Annotated in this window: 24 protein-coding genes; 23 read left to right on the plus strand and 1 reads right to left on the minus strand. The window is 64.3% G+C overall.

Annotation, left to right across the window (positions count from 1 at the left end):
* Window positions 1-7 precede the first annotated feature (7 nt).
* The 19 genes from ABIB95_RS08280 (at window position 8) to ABIB95_RS08370 (ending at window position 11,920) form a co-directional block, all read left to right on the plus strand.
* Window positions 8-2,161 carry a TnsB C-terminal domain-containing protein gene (locus ABIB95_RS08280; protein ID WP_354239087.1) on the plus strand — a complete coding sequence of 718 codons (2,154 nt, stop codon included), beginning with the start codon at window positions 8-10 and terminating at the stop codon, window positions 2,159-2,161.
* Window positions 2,162-2,186: 25 nt separating this feature from the next.
* On the plus strand, window positions 2,187-2,960 hold the full coding sequence (locus ABIB95_RS08285) for an AAA family ATPase (protein WP_354238641.1): 774 nt from the start codon (window positions 2,187-2,189) through the stop codon (window positions 2,958-2,960).
* Entirely contained in the window at window positions 2,960-3,622 is a 663-nt protein-coding gene (locus ABIB95_RS08290; protein ID WP_354238643.1) for a hypothetical protein, read from the plus strand. The genes ABIB95_RS08285 and ABIB95_RS08290 overlap by 1 nt, the downstream gene beginning before the upstream one ends.
* Window positions 3,619-4,014 (plus strand): transcriptional regulator, encoded by a 396-nt coding sequence (locus ABIB95_RS08295; RefSeq protein WP_354238645.1) that lies wholly within the window; start codon window positions 3,619-3,621, stop codon window positions 4,012-4,014. Before ABIB95_RS08290 ends, ABIB95_RS08295 begins: the two co-directional genes overlap by 4 nt.
* Window positions 4,011-4,337 (plus strand): hypothetical protein, encoded by a 327-nt coding sequence (locus ABIB95_RS08300; protein WP_354238647.1) that lies wholly within the window; start codon window positions 4,011-4,013, stop codon window positions 4,335-4,337. Before ABIB95_RS08295 ends, ABIB95_RS08300 begins: the two co-directional genes overlap by 4 nt.
* Window positions 4,334-4,705, plus strand: a complete 372-nt coding sequence (locus ABIB95_RS08305) for a hypothetical protein (RefSeq protein WP_354238649.1) — start codon at window positions 4,334-4,336, stop codon at window positions 4,703-4,705. Before ABIB95_RS08300 ends, ABIB95_RS08305 begins: the two co-directional genes overlap by 4 nt.
* Window positions 4,705-5,244 (plus strand): host-nuclease inhibitor Gam family protein, encoded by a 540-nt coding sequence (locus ABIB95_RS08310; RefSeq protein ID WP_354238651.1) that lies wholly within the window; start codon window positions 4,705-4,707, stop codon window positions 5,242-5,244. Before ABIB95_RS08305 ends, ABIB95_RS08310 begins: the two co-directional genes overlap by 1 nt.
* Window positions 5,241-5,624: a LexA family protein gene (locus ABIB95_RS08315; RefSeq protein ID WP_354238653.1), complete on the plus strand. Its 384-nt coding sequence runs from the start codon at window positions 5,241-5,243 to the stop codon at window positions 5,622-5,624. Before ABIB95_RS08310 ends, ABIB95_RS08315 begins: the two co-directional genes overlap by 4 nt.
* Window positions 5,625-5,661: 37 nt before the next feature.
* A complete protein-coding gene (locus tag ABIB95_RS08320; protein ID WP_354238655.1) occupies window positions 5,662-6,366 on the plus strand; it encodes a regulatory protein GemA in 705 nt (234 codons plus the stop codon).
* Window positions 6,367-6,377: 11 nt separating this feature from the next.
* A complete protein-coding gene (locus ABIB95_RS08325) occupies window positions 6,378-6,962 on the plus strand; it encodes a GcrA family cell cycle regulator (RefSeq protein ID WP_354238657.1) in 585 nt (194 codons plus the stop codon).
* Window positions 6,963-6,965: 3 nt separating this feature from the next.
* Entirely contained in the window at window positions 6,966-7,220 is a 255-nt protein-coding gene (locus ABIB95_RS08330) for a hypothetical protein (protein WP_354238659.1), read from the plus strand.
* On the plus strand, window positions 7,217-7,636 hold the full coding sequence (locus ABIB95_RS08335; protein ID WP_354238661.1) for a helix-turn-helix domain-containing protein: 420 nt from the start codon (window positions 7,217-7,219) through the stop codon (window positions 7,634-7,636). Before ABIB95_RS08330 ends, ABIB95_RS08335 begins: the two co-directional genes overlap by 4 nt.
* Window positions 7,637-7,792: 156 nt before the next feature.
* The gene (locus ABIB95_RS08340) at window positions 7,793-8,131 is read left to right on the plus strand and encodes a septal ring lytic transglycosylase RlpA family protein (protein ID WP_354238663.1); all 339 of its coding nucleotides are present in this window, start codon (window positions 7,793-7,795) and stop codon (window positions 8,129-8,131) included.
* The gene (locus ABIB95_RS08345; RefSeq protein WP_354238665.1) at window positions 8,128-9,012 is read left to right on the plus strand and encodes a glycoside hydrolase family 108 protein; all 885 of its coding nucleotides are present in this window, start codon (window positions 8,128-8,130) and stop codon (window positions 9,010-9,012) included. The genes ABIB95_RS08340 and ABIB95_RS08345 overlap by 4 nt, the downstream gene beginning before the upstream one ends.
* 23 nt (window positions 9,013-9,035) lie before the next feature.
* The gene (locus tag ABIB95_RS08350; RefSeq protein ID WP_354238667.1) at window positions 9,036-9,608 is read left to right on the plus strand and encodes a hypothetical protein; all 573 of its coding nucleotides are present in this window, start codon (window positions 9,036-9,038) and stop codon (window positions 9,606-9,608) included.
* Window positions 9,609-9,750: 142 nt separating this feature from the next.
* The gene (locus tag ABIB95_RS08355) at window positions 9,751-10,125 is read left to right on the plus strand and encodes a DUF2730 family protein (protein WP_354117883.1); all 375 of its coding nucleotides are present in this window, start codon (window positions 9,751-9,753) and stop codon (window positions 10,123-10,125) included.
* Window positions 10,125-10,421, plus strand: coding sequence for a VpaChn25_0724 family phage protein (locus tag ABIB95_RS08360; RefSeq protein WP_354122662.1), 297 nt, complete (start codon window positions 10,125-10,127; stop codon window positions 10,419-10,421). The genes ABIB95_RS08355 and ABIB95_RS08360 overlap by 1 nt, the downstream gene beginning before the upstream one ends.
* A gap of 6 nt (window positions 10,422-10,427) precedes the next feature.
* Window positions 10,428-11,048, plus strand: coding sequence for a DUF3486 family protein (locus tag ABIB95_RS08365; RefSeq protein WP_354238670.1), 621 nt, complete (start codon window positions 10,428-10,430; stop codon window positions 11,046-11,048).
* Window positions 11,045-11,920, plus strand: coding sequence for an ASCH domain-containing protein (locus ABIB95_RS08370; RefSeq protein WP_354238672.1), 876 nt, complete (start codon window positions 11,045-11,047; stop codon window positions 11,918-11,920). Before ABIB95_RS08365 ends, ABIB95_RS08370 begins: the two co-directional genes overlap by 4 nt.
* Before the next feature lie 6 nt (window positions 11,921-11,926).
* Here the strand turns inward: ABIB95_RS08370 and ABIB95_RS08375 are convergent, their stop codons facing one another.
* Entirely contained in the window at window positions 11,927-12,265 is a 339-nt protein-coding gene (locus ABIB95_RS08375) for a hypothetical protein (RefSeq protein ID WP_354238674.1), read from the minus strand.
* A 79-nt stretch (window positions 12,266-12,344) separates the two neighbouring features.
* On the opposite strand from ABIB95_RS08375, the gene ABIB95_RS08380 reads away from it, so the two are divergent.
* From ABIB95_RS08380 to ABIB95_RS08395, 4 genes are read left to right on the plus strand one after another with little or no spacing between them, the layout of a single operon-like run.
* On the plus strand, window positions 12,345-13,979 hold the full coding sequence (locus tag ABIB95_RS08380; protein WP_354238676.1) for a terminase large subunit domain-containing protein: 1,635 nt from the start codon (window positions 12,345-12,347) through the stop codon (window positions 13,977-13,979).
* The gene (locus tag ABIB95_RS08385; protein WP_354238678.1) at window positions 13,980-15,593 is read left to right on the plus strand and encodes a DUF935 domain-containing protein; all 1,614 of its coding nucleotides are present in this window, start codon (window positions 13,980-13,982) and stop codon (window positions 15,591-15,593) included.
* A complete protein-coding gene (locus ABIB95_RS08390) occupies window positions 15,586-16,356 on the plus strand; it encodes a phage head morphogenesis protein (protein ID WP_354238680.1) in 771 nt (256 codons plus the stop codon). Before ABIB95_RS08385 ends, ABIB95_RS08390 begins: the two co-directional genes overlap by 8 nt.
* Window positions 16,349-16,579, plus strand: coding sequence for a hypothetical protein (locus ABIB95_RS08395; RefSeq protein ID WP_354238682.1), 231 nt, complete (start codon window positions 16,349-16,351; stop codon window positions 16,577-16,579). The genes ABIB95_RS08390 and ABIB95_RS08395 overlap by 8 nt, the downstream gene beginning before the upstream one ends.
* Window positions 16,580-16,733 lie beyond the last annotated feature (154 nt).

The raw sequence follows: 16,733 nt of genomic DNA on the forward strand, positions 1-16,733 counted from the left end.
CGTGAAGATGTTCTTGTCAGCCGCAGAGATCGCCGCAGAGAAGCTGCCAGGTTTGCCTGCCTCGCAGCGCGGCATCCAGTTCGCGGCTGAACGCGAACGCTGGCAGACACGCGCACGGCAAGGGCGCGGCGGCGGTGTGGAATATGCGCTGGAATCGCTGCCGGCGCAGGCACGCGCCGCCTATGTCGGCAAGCATATTGAAGCTGTCGAGATTCCGGCAGCAATGGCCCGCGAAGCTGCTAGCGAGCCCGAAGCCGTCAACGTCACCGCCGGTGCCGCTAACGCGCGCGATGCCCGCCTTGCGCTGCTCGGCCAGGCCGATCGCATCGCGCGTGACGCCAATGTCGGCCACAAGCGCGCCGATCGCCAGCTCTGCGACCTCTACAACACCGGCCAGCTTGATATCGCGCCGTGGATCAGGAGCGAGGTGAAGAGCCTCAACCCGCGCACGCTGGCGCGCTGGCGCGCCGCCGCCAAGGCCGGGCACAAGTCGAAACTCGGCGTCGATCGCGCCGCCGCCCGCCGCGGCACCGGCGTGCTCGATCGCGCCAATGATGGCCAGGTGCGGACGCACATCCTCGCCCTGGTCGCCAAGCAGCCGCAGCTCACCGCCTATCATATCCGCTCGCTGGTCGCAGACAGCTTCCCGGAGCTGAAGGTCGGCGACCAGGTTGTCGAGCTGCCGCCGATCCGCACCTTTCAAGCCGCGTTGAAGGGCTGGCGAACAACCTTCCGCGTCGCGCTCGAATCGATCCGCAACCCCGACAACTTCAAGAGCACGATGCGGTTCGCCGCGCGCGTGGCGCAGCCGGCTGCGCGCTTCAACGAGATCTGGCAGATCGACGCATCGCCCGCCGACGTGATGACCACCGAGGGTCGCCGCCAGGCGATCTATGTCTGCGAAGACATCTACTCGCGGCGCCTGGTCGCGCTCGTCACCGAGACCCCGCGCGCTGCCGCGGTCGGGCTGCTGATCCGCAAGGCCATCCTTGCCTGGGGCGTGCCGGAGCGGATCAAGACAGACAACGGCTCGGACTTCATCGCGCACGCGACGCGCCGCCTGTTTGCGGCACTTGGCATCGACCACGAAAAGTCGGCCCCCTTCAGCCCGGAGCAGAAGGGCCATGTCGAGCGCGCGATCGGCACCATGCAGCGCGGCCTGATGCGCACGCTTGAAGGTTTCATCGGCCACAGCGTCGCGGACCGCAAGGTGATCGAGAACCGCAAGGCATTCTCGGCCCGGCTCGGCGACGCTCCGGAGGACACCTTCCAGGTCGCGCTGTCCGCGGCCGAGCTGCAAACTCACCTCGACGCCTGGTGCCGTGATGTCTACGGCACCAAGCCGCATGCCAGCCTCGGCGGCCGGACACCATTCGAGGCGGCAGCGATGGCGGCCGGCAGCATCCGCAAGATCGAGGACGTGCGCGCACTCGACATGCTCCTCGCGCCGGTCGCCGGCAAGGATGGCCTGCGTACCGTCACCAAGACAGGCCTGCGCATCGACGGCGCGCATTACATCGGCGGCTTCCTCGACGTCGGCGAGACCGTGTTCATCCGCATGGACCCGGCCGACATGGGCCGCGCCTATGTCTACACCGAGGACGGCGAGACCTATCTCGGCGAAGCCATCGCGCCGGAGCTTGCCGGCATCGATCCGGCCAAGGCCATTGCCGCCGCACGTGCCGAGCAGAAGCGCTTGATCAACGACAGCATGGACGCGGTGAAGAAGACCGCGCGCAAGATCAGGGCGAAGGATTTCGCGCCGGCCATCCACCGCCAGGCACAGCTCGCCGCCAGCAACGGCAAGCTGATTGAATTCCCCAAGCCGGTCGAGACCCACGACACGCCCGCACTCGCGGCCGCGCGCGTCGCGCACACGCCGGTCGAGGCGACACACGCGCCGGAGATCGCAGCGCTGGCCGAACAGCTCCGCGCCGAGCAGCTCATGCCGGCGAACGTCCAGTCGCTGCGCCCGGTCGAGACCGATCACCAGCTCTGGAATCGCGCACGCGCGCTTGAGGCGCGCATCGCAGCGAAGGAATTCGTCGAACCGGACGAGCTGCTTTGGCTCGGCAGCTTCCGCGAAGGCTCTGTGTACCGCGGCTTCCTCGCCGTCTACGGCGAGATCGCATCAACCGACGAGGCTGCCTCGTCTTCATAAACCACCAATGGAAGGTCAGGACTCCATGACGAACACACCCGCACAAGGCCCGGTCGCCCTCAAGAACGTCGCGTCCTTCATGGCGATGACGGTCAAGCTGATCGAGCGCGCGCCGCATCTCCCAGGCTTCGGCGTCTGCCACGGCCCGTCCGGCCTCGGCAAGAGCTGGGCCTCGATGTACGTGCAGATGAAAGTGAAGGCCCGCCGCATCGAGGTCGGCGAGACCTGGACGCGCCGCGCGCTGCTCCGTCACATCCTGAAGGAGTGCGGCGAGACCGTGCGCAAGAGCTGGAGCGCCTCCGATCTCGCCGAGCTGGCGAAAGCCGCGCTCGGAGCCGATGCCTCGCGGCCGCTGATCGTCGACGAAGCCGACAAGCTGGTCGACAAGAACATGATCGAGGTGATCCGCGAACTTCAGCAGGAGTCCGGCGTGCCGATCATCCTGATCGGCGAGGAGAAACTTCCGGCCAAGCTGCTTACCGTCGAGCGCATGCACAACCGCGTGCTGGACTGGTTTCCGGCGCAGCCTTGCGATCTCGACGACGCGCGTGTGCTCGCCAAGGCATTCGTGCCGGCGGTCAGGATCGATGACGATCTGCTCGATACCATTCGCCAGCGTTCCGGTGGCCGGGCGAGGCGCATCGTCGTCAACCTCGAAAGGGTGGCCGACTACGCGCGCAACCGTAGCCACAAGGCGCTCGATCTCAAGGTCTGGGGCAACCAGGACTTCTACACCGGCGAGCCGCCGGCGCAGCGCGACATCGAGCAGTTTCCGCGCCGGATCGTGAGGGCCGCCTGATGCACAAGGAGCACTTTGACAGTGCGAGCCTTCCGGTCCGCGTGCCGCGCGGCTTCGAAGGCTTCTGGGAAATCATGGTCAGGCTCGACAAGGAGCAAGGCTGTTTCACCGTCGCCGACGTCGATGGGATGAGCAACGTGTCGGTCAAGTGCATCTCGAAGTATCTGACGGCACTGGTCGCCGCCGGCTTCGTCGAGCGCATCGCGACCCGGCACCACGCCATCAAGGGCAAATATCCGACACCGCTTTACAAGCTCTTGAAGCACCCTCTAAAGGCACCGCGACTGCGTCCCGATGGCAGCCCTGTGCCGACCACCACCGCGCATGAACAGCTCTGGATCGCGATGCGCAACCTGACGACGGGCTTCAGCCTGGACGAGTTGGTGTTCGCCGCGACCACCGAGGACCTGAAGCCGAACAAGCAGACGGCGGGCTGCTTCGTGCGCCGGCTGCACAAGGCCGGCTATCTCGCCGTCACCAAGACGACGCGGCGTGGCGGCGTCAAAGGGCAAGGCGGCGCCTCGGCCTGGCGTCTCAAGCCGGGCATGAGCACCGGGCCGATGCCGCCGAGCCTCAAGCACATCAACGGCAAGTCGGTCTGGGACCCGAACCTGAAGAAGTTCATGGGCGCCGCGCCGATCGCGAGAGAGGTGAAGTCGTGAGGTACGAGAAACAGACCTTCGTCCAGAAGGCGCTAGCGGCGTGGGGCAATCCCGCGCCGGACTGGATACAAGCGTTGGCCGAGGAAGCCGACCGCATCACCGCCACTCGCGCGGCGAAGAACATCGGCTACTCGCCCGCCGTCCTCTCGCACGTGTTCGCCAACAAATATCCAGGCGACATGGGCGCCGTCGAGCAGAAGGTGCGCGGCGCGCTGCTCGGCGCGAAAGTCATGTGCCCCGTCTATGCTGAGATCGGGCGGGATCAGTGCCTGGACTTGCAGAAGGTCACACCGCCGTTTTCCTCGGAGGCGAGCGGCCGTTGCTATCGCTCCTGCCACGGCATGGGTGCGCCGAGGTGTCCGAACTCGCGTCTGCCGGAGGTGCCGCGATGATGGGCACCACCCGGAAGCTGCAAGAACTCTACGCGCGCTTCGACGCGATGATCACCGGTCGCGCGCCGATGACGACCTATGAAGCCGCCGAATTCAAGCGCGACCTGCGCGCTGTCATGGCCCAGGTCGGGCTTATGGAGCTTGGTGTCGCCAACGACACGTTCGACGCGGCGCTGCGCGCAGAGCTGCCGGAACAGAACGTCGTGCCGATCGACCTCACAGGCGGGCGCGATCCGAAGGTCGTCTCGCTCACCAAGGTGCGGCTCGACAAGATCATCGCCGGCATGCTGTCGCGTTCGACGACGGACGGAGGCGCATCGTGAGCACATCCGCCGAACTCATCGAAAGCAAGCTTGCCGCGCAGATCTCCGCCGTCGATCCGGAAGCCGTCGCCGCGGCGATCGTCAACCACTCGACGCACCAGGCCAAGCAGCGCTTCGCGATGAATGCCTCGATCGTGGAGATCATCGCCATGGCGGCTTTCCTGCTGCGGCTCCGCGACATCGCCGAAAGCACTTACGACATGTTCAACACCGCGAACCTCATGGACGACCAGCCGAAGGGCAGCACCGCCCGCGCCGATCTGCTCCGCGAGACCCGCGAAAAGATTGCCATCGCCGGCGCTTCGCTCGAAGCGCTCGGCTTCGGCCGTTCCCCCGCAACCGTCCCATCACCACCGGAGAAAGTCTGATGTCCCCTAGCAAGACCAATGCAATCAGCGTTCCGCAGGATCGCGAAAGTGCCGTGGCGCTTCTCGCCGAGTACGGCGCTGCGCTGCGCGAGCTGGACCGGCTCGAACTCGACATGAATGAGAAGATCGCCGGCATCAAGTTTGCCGCTGCGGTCGGGGCCGAGCCGACGCGCGCGAAGGTCGAGCAGTTGGAGCTCGCGCTTCAGGTCTATTGCGAGGCCAACCGCAAGCAGTTGACCAACGACGGGCGGACCAAGACCGCGGATCTCGACGTCGGCAAGGCCTCGTGGCGTTGGACGCCGGCGAAGGTGACCATCAAGGGCAAAGAAGAGACCGTCCTCGAATTGCTCAAGCGCTCTGAAAATCCGGAGCTGAAGAAGTTCTTGCGTCCGGCCGTCGAGATCGACCGCGTCGAAATGCTGCGCAATCCCAAGCTCGCAGAGACTGTCGACGGCGTCGAGATCACCAAGGGTGTCGAGACTTTCGAGATCAAGCCGGACACCGCGAAAGTGCCGGAGACGTCGGAGCCGGCAACATGAGCAACCCAGCCATTCGCATAGGCCTCACCACGACCCAGCGCGAATTCCTGGAAGGGATCGAGCGCCACATCGAACAGCATCGTCAACCGCCCAGCTACAGGGAGATCGCAAAAATGTTCGGATTCAAATCGACCGGCCGCGTCACCGAGGTTCTGCGTGGATTGCAGGAGCGCGGTTGGATCACGTTCCTGCCAGGTCGCGCACGCTCCATCACCGTGCTGGACAAGGCGAGCCCGCGCACGGGCGGCTACGAGTTGCCGCTCGCGCTCGACGCGCAGCTGCGCCGCTACTGCACGGACATGGGCGAGAAGCCCGACGATGTGGTCGCAGATGCGGTCGCACTGCTGCTGGACGCAGCCGAAGGCCAGGTCGCGGCGTAACCAGTCACCAAAAAGCGCTCAACAGGAGAAAGTACCCATGCCTTTGTCTGCCCATCTCGCCACAACGTTGATGATCTCCACCATCCACGTGCTCAAGGCCAAAGCGAAGTTTGACGATGATACCTATCGGGACTTCCTCGCACAGCGGGCCGGCGGAAAGCGTTCGGCCAAGGAGCTGACGACCAGTGAGGCCGGGCGCGTGATCGAAGATCTGCGCAGCGTCGCCGGTGAGGCCAACATCCGCGGCGCTATCGCCGGCCTCGATAGCGCGCTCGGCGGCAAGCTCCGTGCACTTTGGATCGCCGGCTACAATCTCGGCATCGTCCGCGAGCGCACCGACCGCGCCATGCTGGCATTCCTTCAGCGGCAGACTGGCGTTTCCCATGTGCGCTTCTTGAAGGATGCGAAAGCGGCATCCAGCGCGATCGAAGGCCTGAAGTCATGGCTTGAGCGCGACGGCGGCGTCGAGTGGCCGAACCGGGATGATATCGAGGACCTGACCGAAGGCGACCGCGTCATTGCCAGTAAGCGCGCCATTCTCAACGCGCAATGGCGAAAGCTGATCGAAATCGGAGAGGTCAAGACGATCGGCCAAGCCGTCGACCCGATGGAAGATCTCCAGTTCTACGCCGGCCGCATCGCCCGCAAGAACCGATGGGATGCTTTCTCGACGCGCGACCATGACGATGTCCAGAAGGCGCTCGGCAACAAGCTGCGCGGCGCGCTGGCGCGACAGGAATAGGAGCGCCCATCATGACGATGCATCACCCAAAGCTCCACCAGGCGCAAGCGGAAGCCGGCCGCGGCTGGACTGAGACACGCGTCACGGTAGCGACTGCGCTCTACAACAGCGGCCTCTCGGCCGCGCGCGTTGCCGGCTTGATCGGAGGTGTCAGCCGGAACGCGGTGATCGGCAAGATGCACCGCGGCGAGCTGGCCGACCCGAAGCGCAAGCTACCGCGCGGCTCGACGGACCAGGCCAAGGGCGTCCGCCAGCCGCGGCAACGACGGGTCCGCACACGCGGACCCGTCGTGCGCGTCAACGATCCCGCGAATGAACGGCCAATACCGCCAAGCGTGGTCGATGCGCAGATTCCGATCGAGCAGCGCCGGACGCTTGCCCAGCTCGACGACGCCTGCTGTCACTGGCCGGTCGGAGATCCGCGAGAGGCAGAATTCTTCTTCTGCGGCGCTCCGAAGGTCAGCGACGCCGACGTGCCTTATTGCGCCTCGCATCTGTTCCGGTCGCATCGTCTCAACTCGAAGCCCATAAAGGCGAGCGGCGCGTCCTTCGTCAACGCCGGCCCGAACGCGCCCTGGCGCGCACGCGCGAGGTGAACCATGCCGCGGCCACTGCGCGTCTGCGATCATGCTCTGCTTCGCTTCCTCGAGCGCGTCGGCGGCCTCGATGTCGAAGCTCTGCGTCGACAACTTGCCGAGTCCCTCGACCGCGCCGCCAGCGTCGCCGGGCAGCTCGGTCAACGAGAGATGACGATCGCGGCGGATGGCAACCACTACATCATCGTCAACGGCATCGTCGTCACCGTGCTTTCCCCCCCGATGAAGCCGAGGCGGATAAAGGCTCGACGGCAATGACCGAGAAGCTGCCCGGCGTGTTGGCGGAGATCGCGGAGGTGGCGGGCGAAACTGCAGCTCTCGCTATTGCCGCGCGGCACGGCGGGCGGCGCGTCTACTTTCCGGCGCAGAGCAAATTGCTCGACGGATACGAGAGCTATTGGCTGGTCGAATGCGTCGGCATCGAATTGGCCCGCAAGATCTGCGCTCACTTCGAGGTCGACGGTCGCGGTCAGCGCATTGACATTCCGCTGCATGTCGGCGGAACCTATAAGCAGTTCGTCCGTTCGGTTGCCGAGCGCGTCCACAAGCTCGATCGAGAAGGCAAATCCTCGACCGAGATCTCCAAACAACTGGGCCTGACACAGCGCACCGTGCATCGGCATCGCGCCAAGCACGGGAAGAAGAAAAACGACAAGCAGGGCAACCTGTTTTGACTTCCGCGCGCCCTGTGCGAGAGTAGCGCACCGGATCATCACCGGCCTGACACCTGTCAGGGTCGGGATTTTCGAGTAATTCCGGGATTGTGGCCTCCTCAGCCGGGGGCCAGCTTGCTTCAACCTTCATTCAAACGATCTTTGAAACGGGCATGCGTGGCCCTCGCGCTGTTGTCTGTCGGCGCGCCCGCCCATGCCGAGATCTACGCCGGCGTCGCGACCTGGTACGGCGACGAGAGCGGCCGTTACACGGCCAACGGCGAGACCTATGACGCCGACGATCTCACCTGTGCCCACCGGACCTATCCCTTCGACACGCTCGTGCGGGTCCACTGGCGCGGCCGGAGCGTCATCTGTCGCGTCAACGACCGCGGCCCTGCCAAATCCACTGGCGTCGACATCGACCTCTCACGGGGCTCCGCTCGCATTCTGCGCATGATCGACGCCGGGCGCGTGCACGTCATCATCGAGAAACTCGGAAAGATGCTCGAATGAGGACCGACTTCCCCAAGTGCATGCCGGTTATCCTTCGTTACGAAGGCGGCTGGTCGAACCATCCCCGCGATCCCGGCGGCGTTACGCTGGAAGGCATCATTCAACGTGTCTATGACGGCTTCCGGGATCGCAGCGGCAAGCCGCGCCGGGCCTTGACGCCAGATATGCGCGGCACCGCCGATTGGAAGCGCGAGCGCGACCAGATCTATCGTGCGCAGTACTGGAACGCGATCCGCGGCGACGACCTGCCGGCCGGCGTCGATATCGTCATGTTCGACTCGGCGGTGAACTCCGGCCCGTTCCAGGCGGTGAAGTGGCTCCAGCGAGCGCTGCGCATGAACGATTGCGACGGCCATCTGGGCGAAGCAACGCTTGCCGCGCTCAATGCGCATCCCGACCACGACAAACTCGTTGCCGATATCTGCGCCCTGCGGCTGGGGATGCTCCAGCATCTCTCGACCTGGTCGACCTTCGGCTCCGGGTGGAGCAAGCGCGTCGCCAACGTCAAGCAGATCGGCCAGGCCTGGGCGACTGGCTCAGTCGGACCGAAGCCGATCGAGGCGCACCTCGACCAGGGCGATGCGAAAGCCTACGCCAGCGACGTCGCGCAGCCCGCGATCGATGCCGGCGACGCGGTCAAGGGCGGTGTCGGCTCCGGCACGGTCGGCACCATGCTCCAGGGCGTGAAAGACCAGGTCGAACCGATCGCCGGTTCGTCCGACTGGCTGATGAAGATCTACACGGCCATCGTGATCCTTTGCGTGCTCGCCGGCGTCGGCGCGCTCCTCTATTCGCTCTGGTCGAGCATGAAAGCCAAGAAGGCGCGGCAGGCAATTGACGGCGAGATCCGGGCAGACGTGCCGGAGGGCCAGCCGGCATGATCGCACTCTTCTTGTCATTCGGCATGCCGCAATGGCCGCTCGACGTTCTCGACGCAATCAATCGCTTCAGCGCCGAGATGTTCCGGTCAATCGCGACGTCGCCAGCAGCGCTGTTGACCATCACCGCGCTGGCCGCCGCCAGCTTTGCCATCGCGCATCTGCCGTTCGTCGCGCTGATCGTCCCGCGCGTGAAGCCGTACATGCAAGCGGCCAGCCTCGTGAGTGTGCTGTCGTTCGCGGTGCTGTGCTTCCTGATCGGCGTCAAATCCGAACGGACGCGCGGCGAGCTGGAACGAGCGAAGAGTGATCTCGCCTTCAAGGAGTTTCAGCTCGGCAATCAGGTCAAGGCGGCTGCCGATGCCGCGGACCTCAAAGCAGACGCGGACGCGCAGGCACAGGAAGCAAGGGGTAAACTCAGTGTGTACCAGGAGAAGTTTGGCAGCGATCCTAACGCTGCCCGTTGCGCTCCTCGTGCTGGCGTCATCGACTGGCTGCACGACCTCCAACGTCGAAAGCAAGCTGCCGGCGCCGTCACGACCAAACCAAAGCGTGGCCTTGTCGCGCGCCTGCGAAGATCTGGCACGGAACGTCGATGATCCCGTCGTCACCGAACAGAGCGATCCGTGGCAGAAGATCGGCGAATACGCCGTCGCGCTCGGCGAAGCCAACGCTAACACCGACGCCACGCGTGAATGCCAGAAGCGGCAACGCGAGCGGCTTGCAAAGGGGAAGTGAGACGTGAACTTTATTGATTGGGCGCCGTGGGTGTCGATCGCCATAGCGCTCGCTGCGTTTCTCTACCCGATCCTCAACGGTCGCGCGAAGAAGATCGACGCGCGGCTGGATTCGATCGAGAAGACACAGAAGGATGATCGCGAAGCCGCGATCGTGCGCACGTCCGTGGTCAAGGCTGAGAGCGACATGGTCAAGGACCGTGTCGTCAAGCTCGAAGCCGACATGGCGCATTTGCCCGACAAGGATGTCACGCATCGGCTGGAGATGGCGTTGGCGGGCATGCAGACCGAGGTCGGCAAATTGACCGAGCGGATGAAGCCGATCGCCGCGATGGCCGATCGCATCCAGGAAGCCATGGTCGAGAAGGTGATGAGCTGATGGGACGGGACATCATTCGAGAGCACGCGCGGCTGATCATCCTGCGTTGGCTGCATCAACAGTCGAACTATTCGTCGAGCGACAGCATGCTTCAAGAGGTGCTGGAGTCGTTTGCGATCGCCAAATCGCGCGACTGGATTCGCGAGGAGCTGAACTGGCTCGTCGACATGGGCGCGGTGACGAAGGTCAGCGCTGGCACGGCCGTGATTGTCACGCTTGCGCCGAAGGGCATCGAGCACGTCGAGCGACGCCTTCTGATCGAAGGCATCAAGCGTCCCAGCCTGCCGGAGGGCTAGCGCCCGATGGCACAGCACGCAAAGGCCCGCCGCGGCCGGCTGTCGGAGATCGACAAGCTCCCGGAATGGGCGGATGAAGCCAAGGTCTGGGCCTTTGAGCAGCTCAAGGAGCGGAAGCGCAGCCAGCTCGAAATTCTGGACGAGTTCAACGCCCGTTTAAGGGCGGCTTCGCTCGCCAACGATGCCAGCGCACCCTTGCCGGAGAAAATCTCGCGCTCGGCTTTCAACCGCACCGCCATGCGGGTCGCGTTGCTCGGACGGCGCTTGGAAGAAACCCGCGAGATCGCTGCGATCATCGCGCCGAAGCTGGACGAGGCCGGTGACAACTCGCTGACCCTGATGGTCGCGGAAACGATCAAGACGCTCATCTCGGAGATGCTCGGCAACGCCGGCGAGCTCGGCGCCGATGGCGACACCGCCGAAATGCTGATGATGACGTCGCGCGCGCTCAAGCACGCCGAGGAAGCCAAGCGCATCAGCGCAGACGGACGCCGCAAAATCGCGGCCGAGCTGAAGGAAAACGCGATCAAGGCCGTCGAGACCGTGGCGAAGACGAAGGGGCTCACGGCCGAGACGGTCGACGCGATCAAGAGCCAGATTCTCGGCATCGAGAAGAAGGCCTCATGAGTTCACGGGGGCACCTCGACGAGCGCGACACGCGGCTGAGGGCCGAGCGCCGAAACAAGGCGCTGTCGGCGCTGTGTCTCGTTGTCTGGATCATCTTCGCCGGAATCGGCGTGGCGGCGTCGATCCATTTCGTCATCACCAAGGTCTTTCAGTCAGGAGGAAGATGCGACATGAGCCACGAGTGTCCGATCGAGGGCTGCAAGACGAACGTCCGCAGCAATTTCTTCATGTGCCCGCGTCACTGGCGCATGGTGCCGAGGCCGCTGCAAGCGGCCGTCTACGAGAGCTACCGAACCAGCGGCCGCATCAGCGACAACCATCGCGAGGCGGTTCGTGTGGTCGAGAAGGCCGAACAGGGGCTCAAGGCGCTCGATCTGCCGGCCGGGACGAAGGCGCTGACCGTCTATCAGCCGTGGGCAACGCTGATCATCCTCGGCGCCAAGCCGCACGAATTCCGCGACTGGATGTTCACCGACAAGCCGCATCTGGCAAAGCTCGTTGGCAAACGCATCGTCATCCACGCGAGCGCGCGCAGGCCACCCGTCCGGGAGCTTGAAGATCTGCTCGATCGCATCGATGGCGGCGAGAGTGCGCTCAATGCTGAAATCGCTGGACCGGTCGTGAACCAGATGCTCGCCGCAGTGAAGGCGCACGGCAAGAACGCCAACTTGCACATGGCGCCGCTCAGTGTCGCGCTCGGCTCGGCCGTCATCGGGGAGCCCCGCAGCGTGCTCGACATCTTCAAGGGAACGCCCATCGCGGACAGCGACCGCATCGACCACAGCCTCTACGGCTGGCCGCTTACGGACGTCAAGCGGTTCGACACACCGATTCCGTCCGCCGGTGCGCAAGGCTTCTGGAACTGGTCTTAAGGGAGACTACTCATGGCGAGACTCAATCTCCTTCCGTATCGCGCCGGCGATCTGCTCGACAATCATAAGGGCAGTTTGCTTTCCCGTTGCCTCGTCGGCTGCCGGAAAGCCATTGGCCGTTGCGTTCTTGATCTCGCGGAGTGCCTCCTTGGCGAGAAATTCGAGCCGGCTGTTCGGAGTTGGAGCATCGATCTTCATCCGGTCCGGCCAGACGGCGTACTTGAGGACCGCCTGAAGCGCCATCATGAGTGAGCCGCCTGTTGCGATTTGCGCATTGAGAGATTGGGAAATGTTGATCTTCCGCTCTTCGGGCTGCGGTTCGTTACCCGGTCCACCTTGCGTCATCTTCTCTCCTCCTGGTTGCAAGGAGCCAATCACAATGTGGTGCTGCTGAAAACATGAACGAAATGAGATTCCTTCGGCTATGACCGAGTCCTCCCGCACCATCTCCGATGCCGAATGGGCAGAGACGCGCCGCGCCGGCCTGGCTGTCGGCGCGCAGCTCGCGCGCGACGCGGGCGGCATCGAAGGTGTGTTGCTGGGCTATCAAAAGCGGCTGCTGAATTCGACGGCGAGCCATAATGTCACGATCTGCGAGAAGTCACGCCGTATCGGTGCGACCTGGGGCGTCGCGTCCGATGCCGCGCTCACCGCCGCGGCCGTCAAGTCGGCCGGTGGCATGGACGTATTCTACATCGGCTACAACAAGGAGATGGCGCGGGAGTTCATCGACGTCTGCGGCATGTGGGCGAAGAGCTTCGAGGAAGCCGCCTCCGAGGTGCAGGAATTCGTCTTCGACGACGGCGATCCCGATAGCAACATCCAGGCGTTCCGCATCCGCTTTGCCTCCGGCTTCGAGATCATCGCGCTACCGTCCCGGCCACGCTCGCTGCGCGGCATGCAGGGCTTCGTCATCCTCGACGAGGCAGCGTTCCACGACGATCTCGACGCCATGATGAAGGCGGCGCTCGCGCTTCTGATGTGGGGCGGCCGTGTCCTAGTGATCTCTACACATCTCGGCGTGGCCAACCCGTTCAATCGGCTGATCGAGGACGCGCGTGCCAAGAGAAAACCCTACCACGTCGAACGCTACGATTTCGACGACGCGCTGAAGGATGGCCTCTACCAGCGCATCTGCCTTGTTACGGGCGAGGAGTGGACGCCGGAGGGCGAAGCCAAGTGGCGCGCCGAGATCATCGCGTCCTACGGCGACGCCGCCGACGAAGAGCTTTTCTGCATTCCCTCGCAGGGCGGCGGCGTCTATCTGCCGCGCGCGCTGATCGAGGCGCGCATGGTGATGGATGCGCCGGTGCTGCGCCTGTCGCGGCCCGCCGAGTTCACCTTCCTGCCGAAGGAGTATCGTGAGGCCGATATCGCGGCATGGTGCAAAGAGCATCTTGAACCGCTGTTGAAGAAGCTCGATCCGGAGCGCCAGCACGCTTTCGGCCAGGACTTCGCGCGCAACCTCGACCTTTCGGTGCTGATACCGATCGAAATCGGCAAGACGCTGCGGCGGACCGTGCCGTTCTGGATCGAGATGTCGAACATCCCGTTCGAGCAGCAGCGGCAAGTGCTGTTCTATCTCTGCGATGGGCTGCCGCGTTTCGTCGGTGGCAAGATGGACGCCTCAGGCAACGGCGCTTACCTCGCCGAGGTCGCCGCGCAGAAATACGGACCGCTCCGCATCGAGCAGGTCAAGATGTCGACCGAGTGGTACCTGGAGAACTTTCCGCCGCTCAAGGGCGCCTTCGAGGACGGCAGTATTTTGCTGCCGAAGGACGCGGACGGTATCGACGATCTCGCAATCGTGCAGACCATCAAGGGCATCCCGCGCGTTCCTGACATCCGCACCAAGGGCGCTGACGGCAAGAATCGCCATGGCGACGTCGCGATTGCCCTCGTGCTGGCCTATGCGCAGACGCGCAGCCAGCTGATCGAATTCGACTACCGGCCGGCGTCACGGGAGGCACTGGCAAGGGAACACGGCCTCTTCGGCGACGAAGGCCAAGACGATATGTGGCGCACGCCGCTCGGTGCACACCTGCGAGGAGGCATTTAAATGGCGGGTTCAACGTCATCGATCGTCGATCAAAACGGCCGGCCGATCCAGCGCGAGATCCTGACCAAAGAGATCGCTGCACCGTCGACGACTGGCGTCCGCTCGCCCTACAGCGGCTATCCCGGCGATGGTCTCAACCCCGTTCGCCTCGCCAACATCCTGCGCTCGGCCGATTATGGCGATCCGTTGCGCTACTTCGAACTGGCGGAGACGATCGAGGAGCGGGATCTGCACTATGTCGGCGTGCTCGGTAAGCGTAAGCGCCAGGTCGCGCAGCTCGACATCACGGTCGAGGCTGCGGACGAGTCGGCCGATGCGAAGAAGCACGCCGCGTTCATTGAAGGCATCTTGAAGCGCGAAACCATCCAGGCCGAGCTGTTCGACATCCTGGACGCAATCGGCAAGGGCTTGAGCTTCGTCGAGATCGTGTGGGATACGTCGGAGGGCGACTGGAACGTCGCGCAGCTCGCCTGGCGCGATCCCCGGTGGTTCCGCTTCGATCGCCGCGACGGTTGCACGCCGCTGATCATCGGCGGCTATGACGCCGACGGTGTCGGCCAGGTCACCGGCTCACTCGGTGAGGCGGCATTTCCGCCGTTCAAGTTCATCAATACGGTGATCCGCGCCAAGTCCGGATTGCCGGTGCGCTCCGGCATCGCCCGCATCGCGCTCTGGGCATGGATGTTCAAGGCGTTTACGCAGCGGGACTGGGCGATCTTTACCCAGACGTTCGGGCAGCCGGTGCGCGTCGGTAAATATCCGGCAGGATCGTCGCAAGGCGACAAAGACACGCTGTTCAACGCCGTCGCGAACATCGCGGGCGACTGCGCGGCGATCATCCCCGAGATGATGAACATCGATTTCATCGAGTCCAAGAACGTCGGCACCGGTAGCGACCTTTATATCAAGCGCTCCGACTGGCTCGATCAGCAGATTTCAAAGGCTGTGCTGGGGCAAACCGCGACGACCGACGCGATAGCCGGCGGGCACGCTGTTGGAAAGGAGCATCGCCAGGTCGAAGAGGACATTGAGCGAGCGGACGCCAAGGCGATCGATGCCATCCTCAACCGCGACCTCGTTCGCCCCGCGGTGCAGCTCCAGTTCGGGCCGCAGAAGAAGTACCCAAAGGTCAAGATCGGCCGGGCCGAAGACACCAATGTCGAGTTGATCGTCAACTCCGTCGACAAGCTCGTGCCGATGGGTTTGCAGGTGGAGAGAACGTTCTTCAATGCGCTGCTCGGCATTCCCGTTCCGCCTCCGAACGCGCAGCTTCTGACGGCGCCGGCGTCATCACCGAGCCTGACCGGCCCGTTCGGCAACCTGGTCGGAAATCCTGCCGAGCATCCGGCGTTGAACTCGGCGTTTCGCCTTCACGAGACGCACGATCCGATCGCCGCGCTCGCCGACCAGGCCGAACGGCTCTGCGGCCACGGCGCTGACGCCGTGATCAACGAGGTTCGGGCCATTGTTGAGCGCTCCGGCTCGTTGCAGCAGGTTCGTGATGAACTCGCGCGGGCGAAACCCGGCCTTGCCGAGTACAGGCTTGCTGGTTTGATCCGGTTGGCGCGTGTGCTCGCCAATTTGACCGGTCGCGCGAACATTCCCGATGCTTAGGAGCCACGGCACACCCGTCTTTCGCGCGTGCGGCTGCCCGTCGGCTTCGCTGCATGCCGAGGTGCTGCCGTTTTCGGTCAATCCGGCCGAGGCGATCAACTTCCTGCGGGAGAAGGCGAACGTTCCGACCGCCACCTGGACCGATCTGTGGCAGCAGGAGCATTCGTCGAGCTTCACCGTCGCCGGCGCCATGACGGACGCGCTCGTTGCCGACTTCCACGACGCGGTCAACAAGGCGATCGCGCAAGGCGAGACGCTGGAGACCTTCAGGAAGGACTTCGACAAGATCGTCGAGGAGCACGGCTGGAGCTACAACGGCTCGCGCGGCTGGCGCAGCCGCGTGATCTTCGACACCAACATGAGCACGGCCTATGCGGCCGGCCGCTGGGAGCAGATCCAGCGTGTCAAGAGCACGCGGCCGTATCTGAGATACCGCCATTTCGACGGCCAGCGGCATCCGCGCCCGCTACACGAGAGCTGGAACGGCATCATTCTGCCGGTCGATCATCCTTTTTGGCAGACGCATTATCCGCCGAACGGCTGGGGCTGCCATTGCTGGGTCGACAGCGTCTCGATCGACGATCTCAGGCGCTACGGTTGGAAGATTTCCGACAAGGCGCCGCCGTCGAAGATGGTGGAGAAGACGGTCCGCCTGTCAGACGGCAGCACGAGAACCGTGACAGTGCCCGAAGGCATCGATCCCGGTTTCGCGTACCGACCTGGTGAGATGCCGGCGAGCCTCGACGAGGCGCTGGATGAGTGATGGGCTCTGCACGTTGACGGTGTTGACGTGGGACGGGCCTCTGCCGTTGCCTGGCGAGCATGTGAAAGCGCCGCGTGGCCGCACTGCCTTCCTGATCGTCCGCGTCGATCGAGCGCAGTCGCCCGGCCTCAGGCACGTGGCGAAATTCCGGTGCGAGCGAAAGGCGGCGAGTTCGCTGACCGACCGCGATGTCGTGCACGCCTGGTACTGGAGCAAACGGTGATGAATACCCCTCGGCGCGGTAGTGGCGGGGGTCGACAGCGCGCTAACGCTGCAACCGCGGGCCGATCCTGGCAGACTGACCCGCACGACGAGGAAAACCGTTCCCGCCGACCCGCCGCTGCTGCGCAGCACGGCGACCGTAGGCGGGCCGGAGC

Source organism: Bradyrhizobium sp. LA2.1 (genome assembly GCF_040547725.1).
In the GTDB taxonomy this organism is placed as follows: Bacteria; Pseudomonadota; Alphaproteobacteria; order Rhizobiales; family Xanthobacteraceae; genus Bradyrhizobium; species Bradyrhizobium barranii.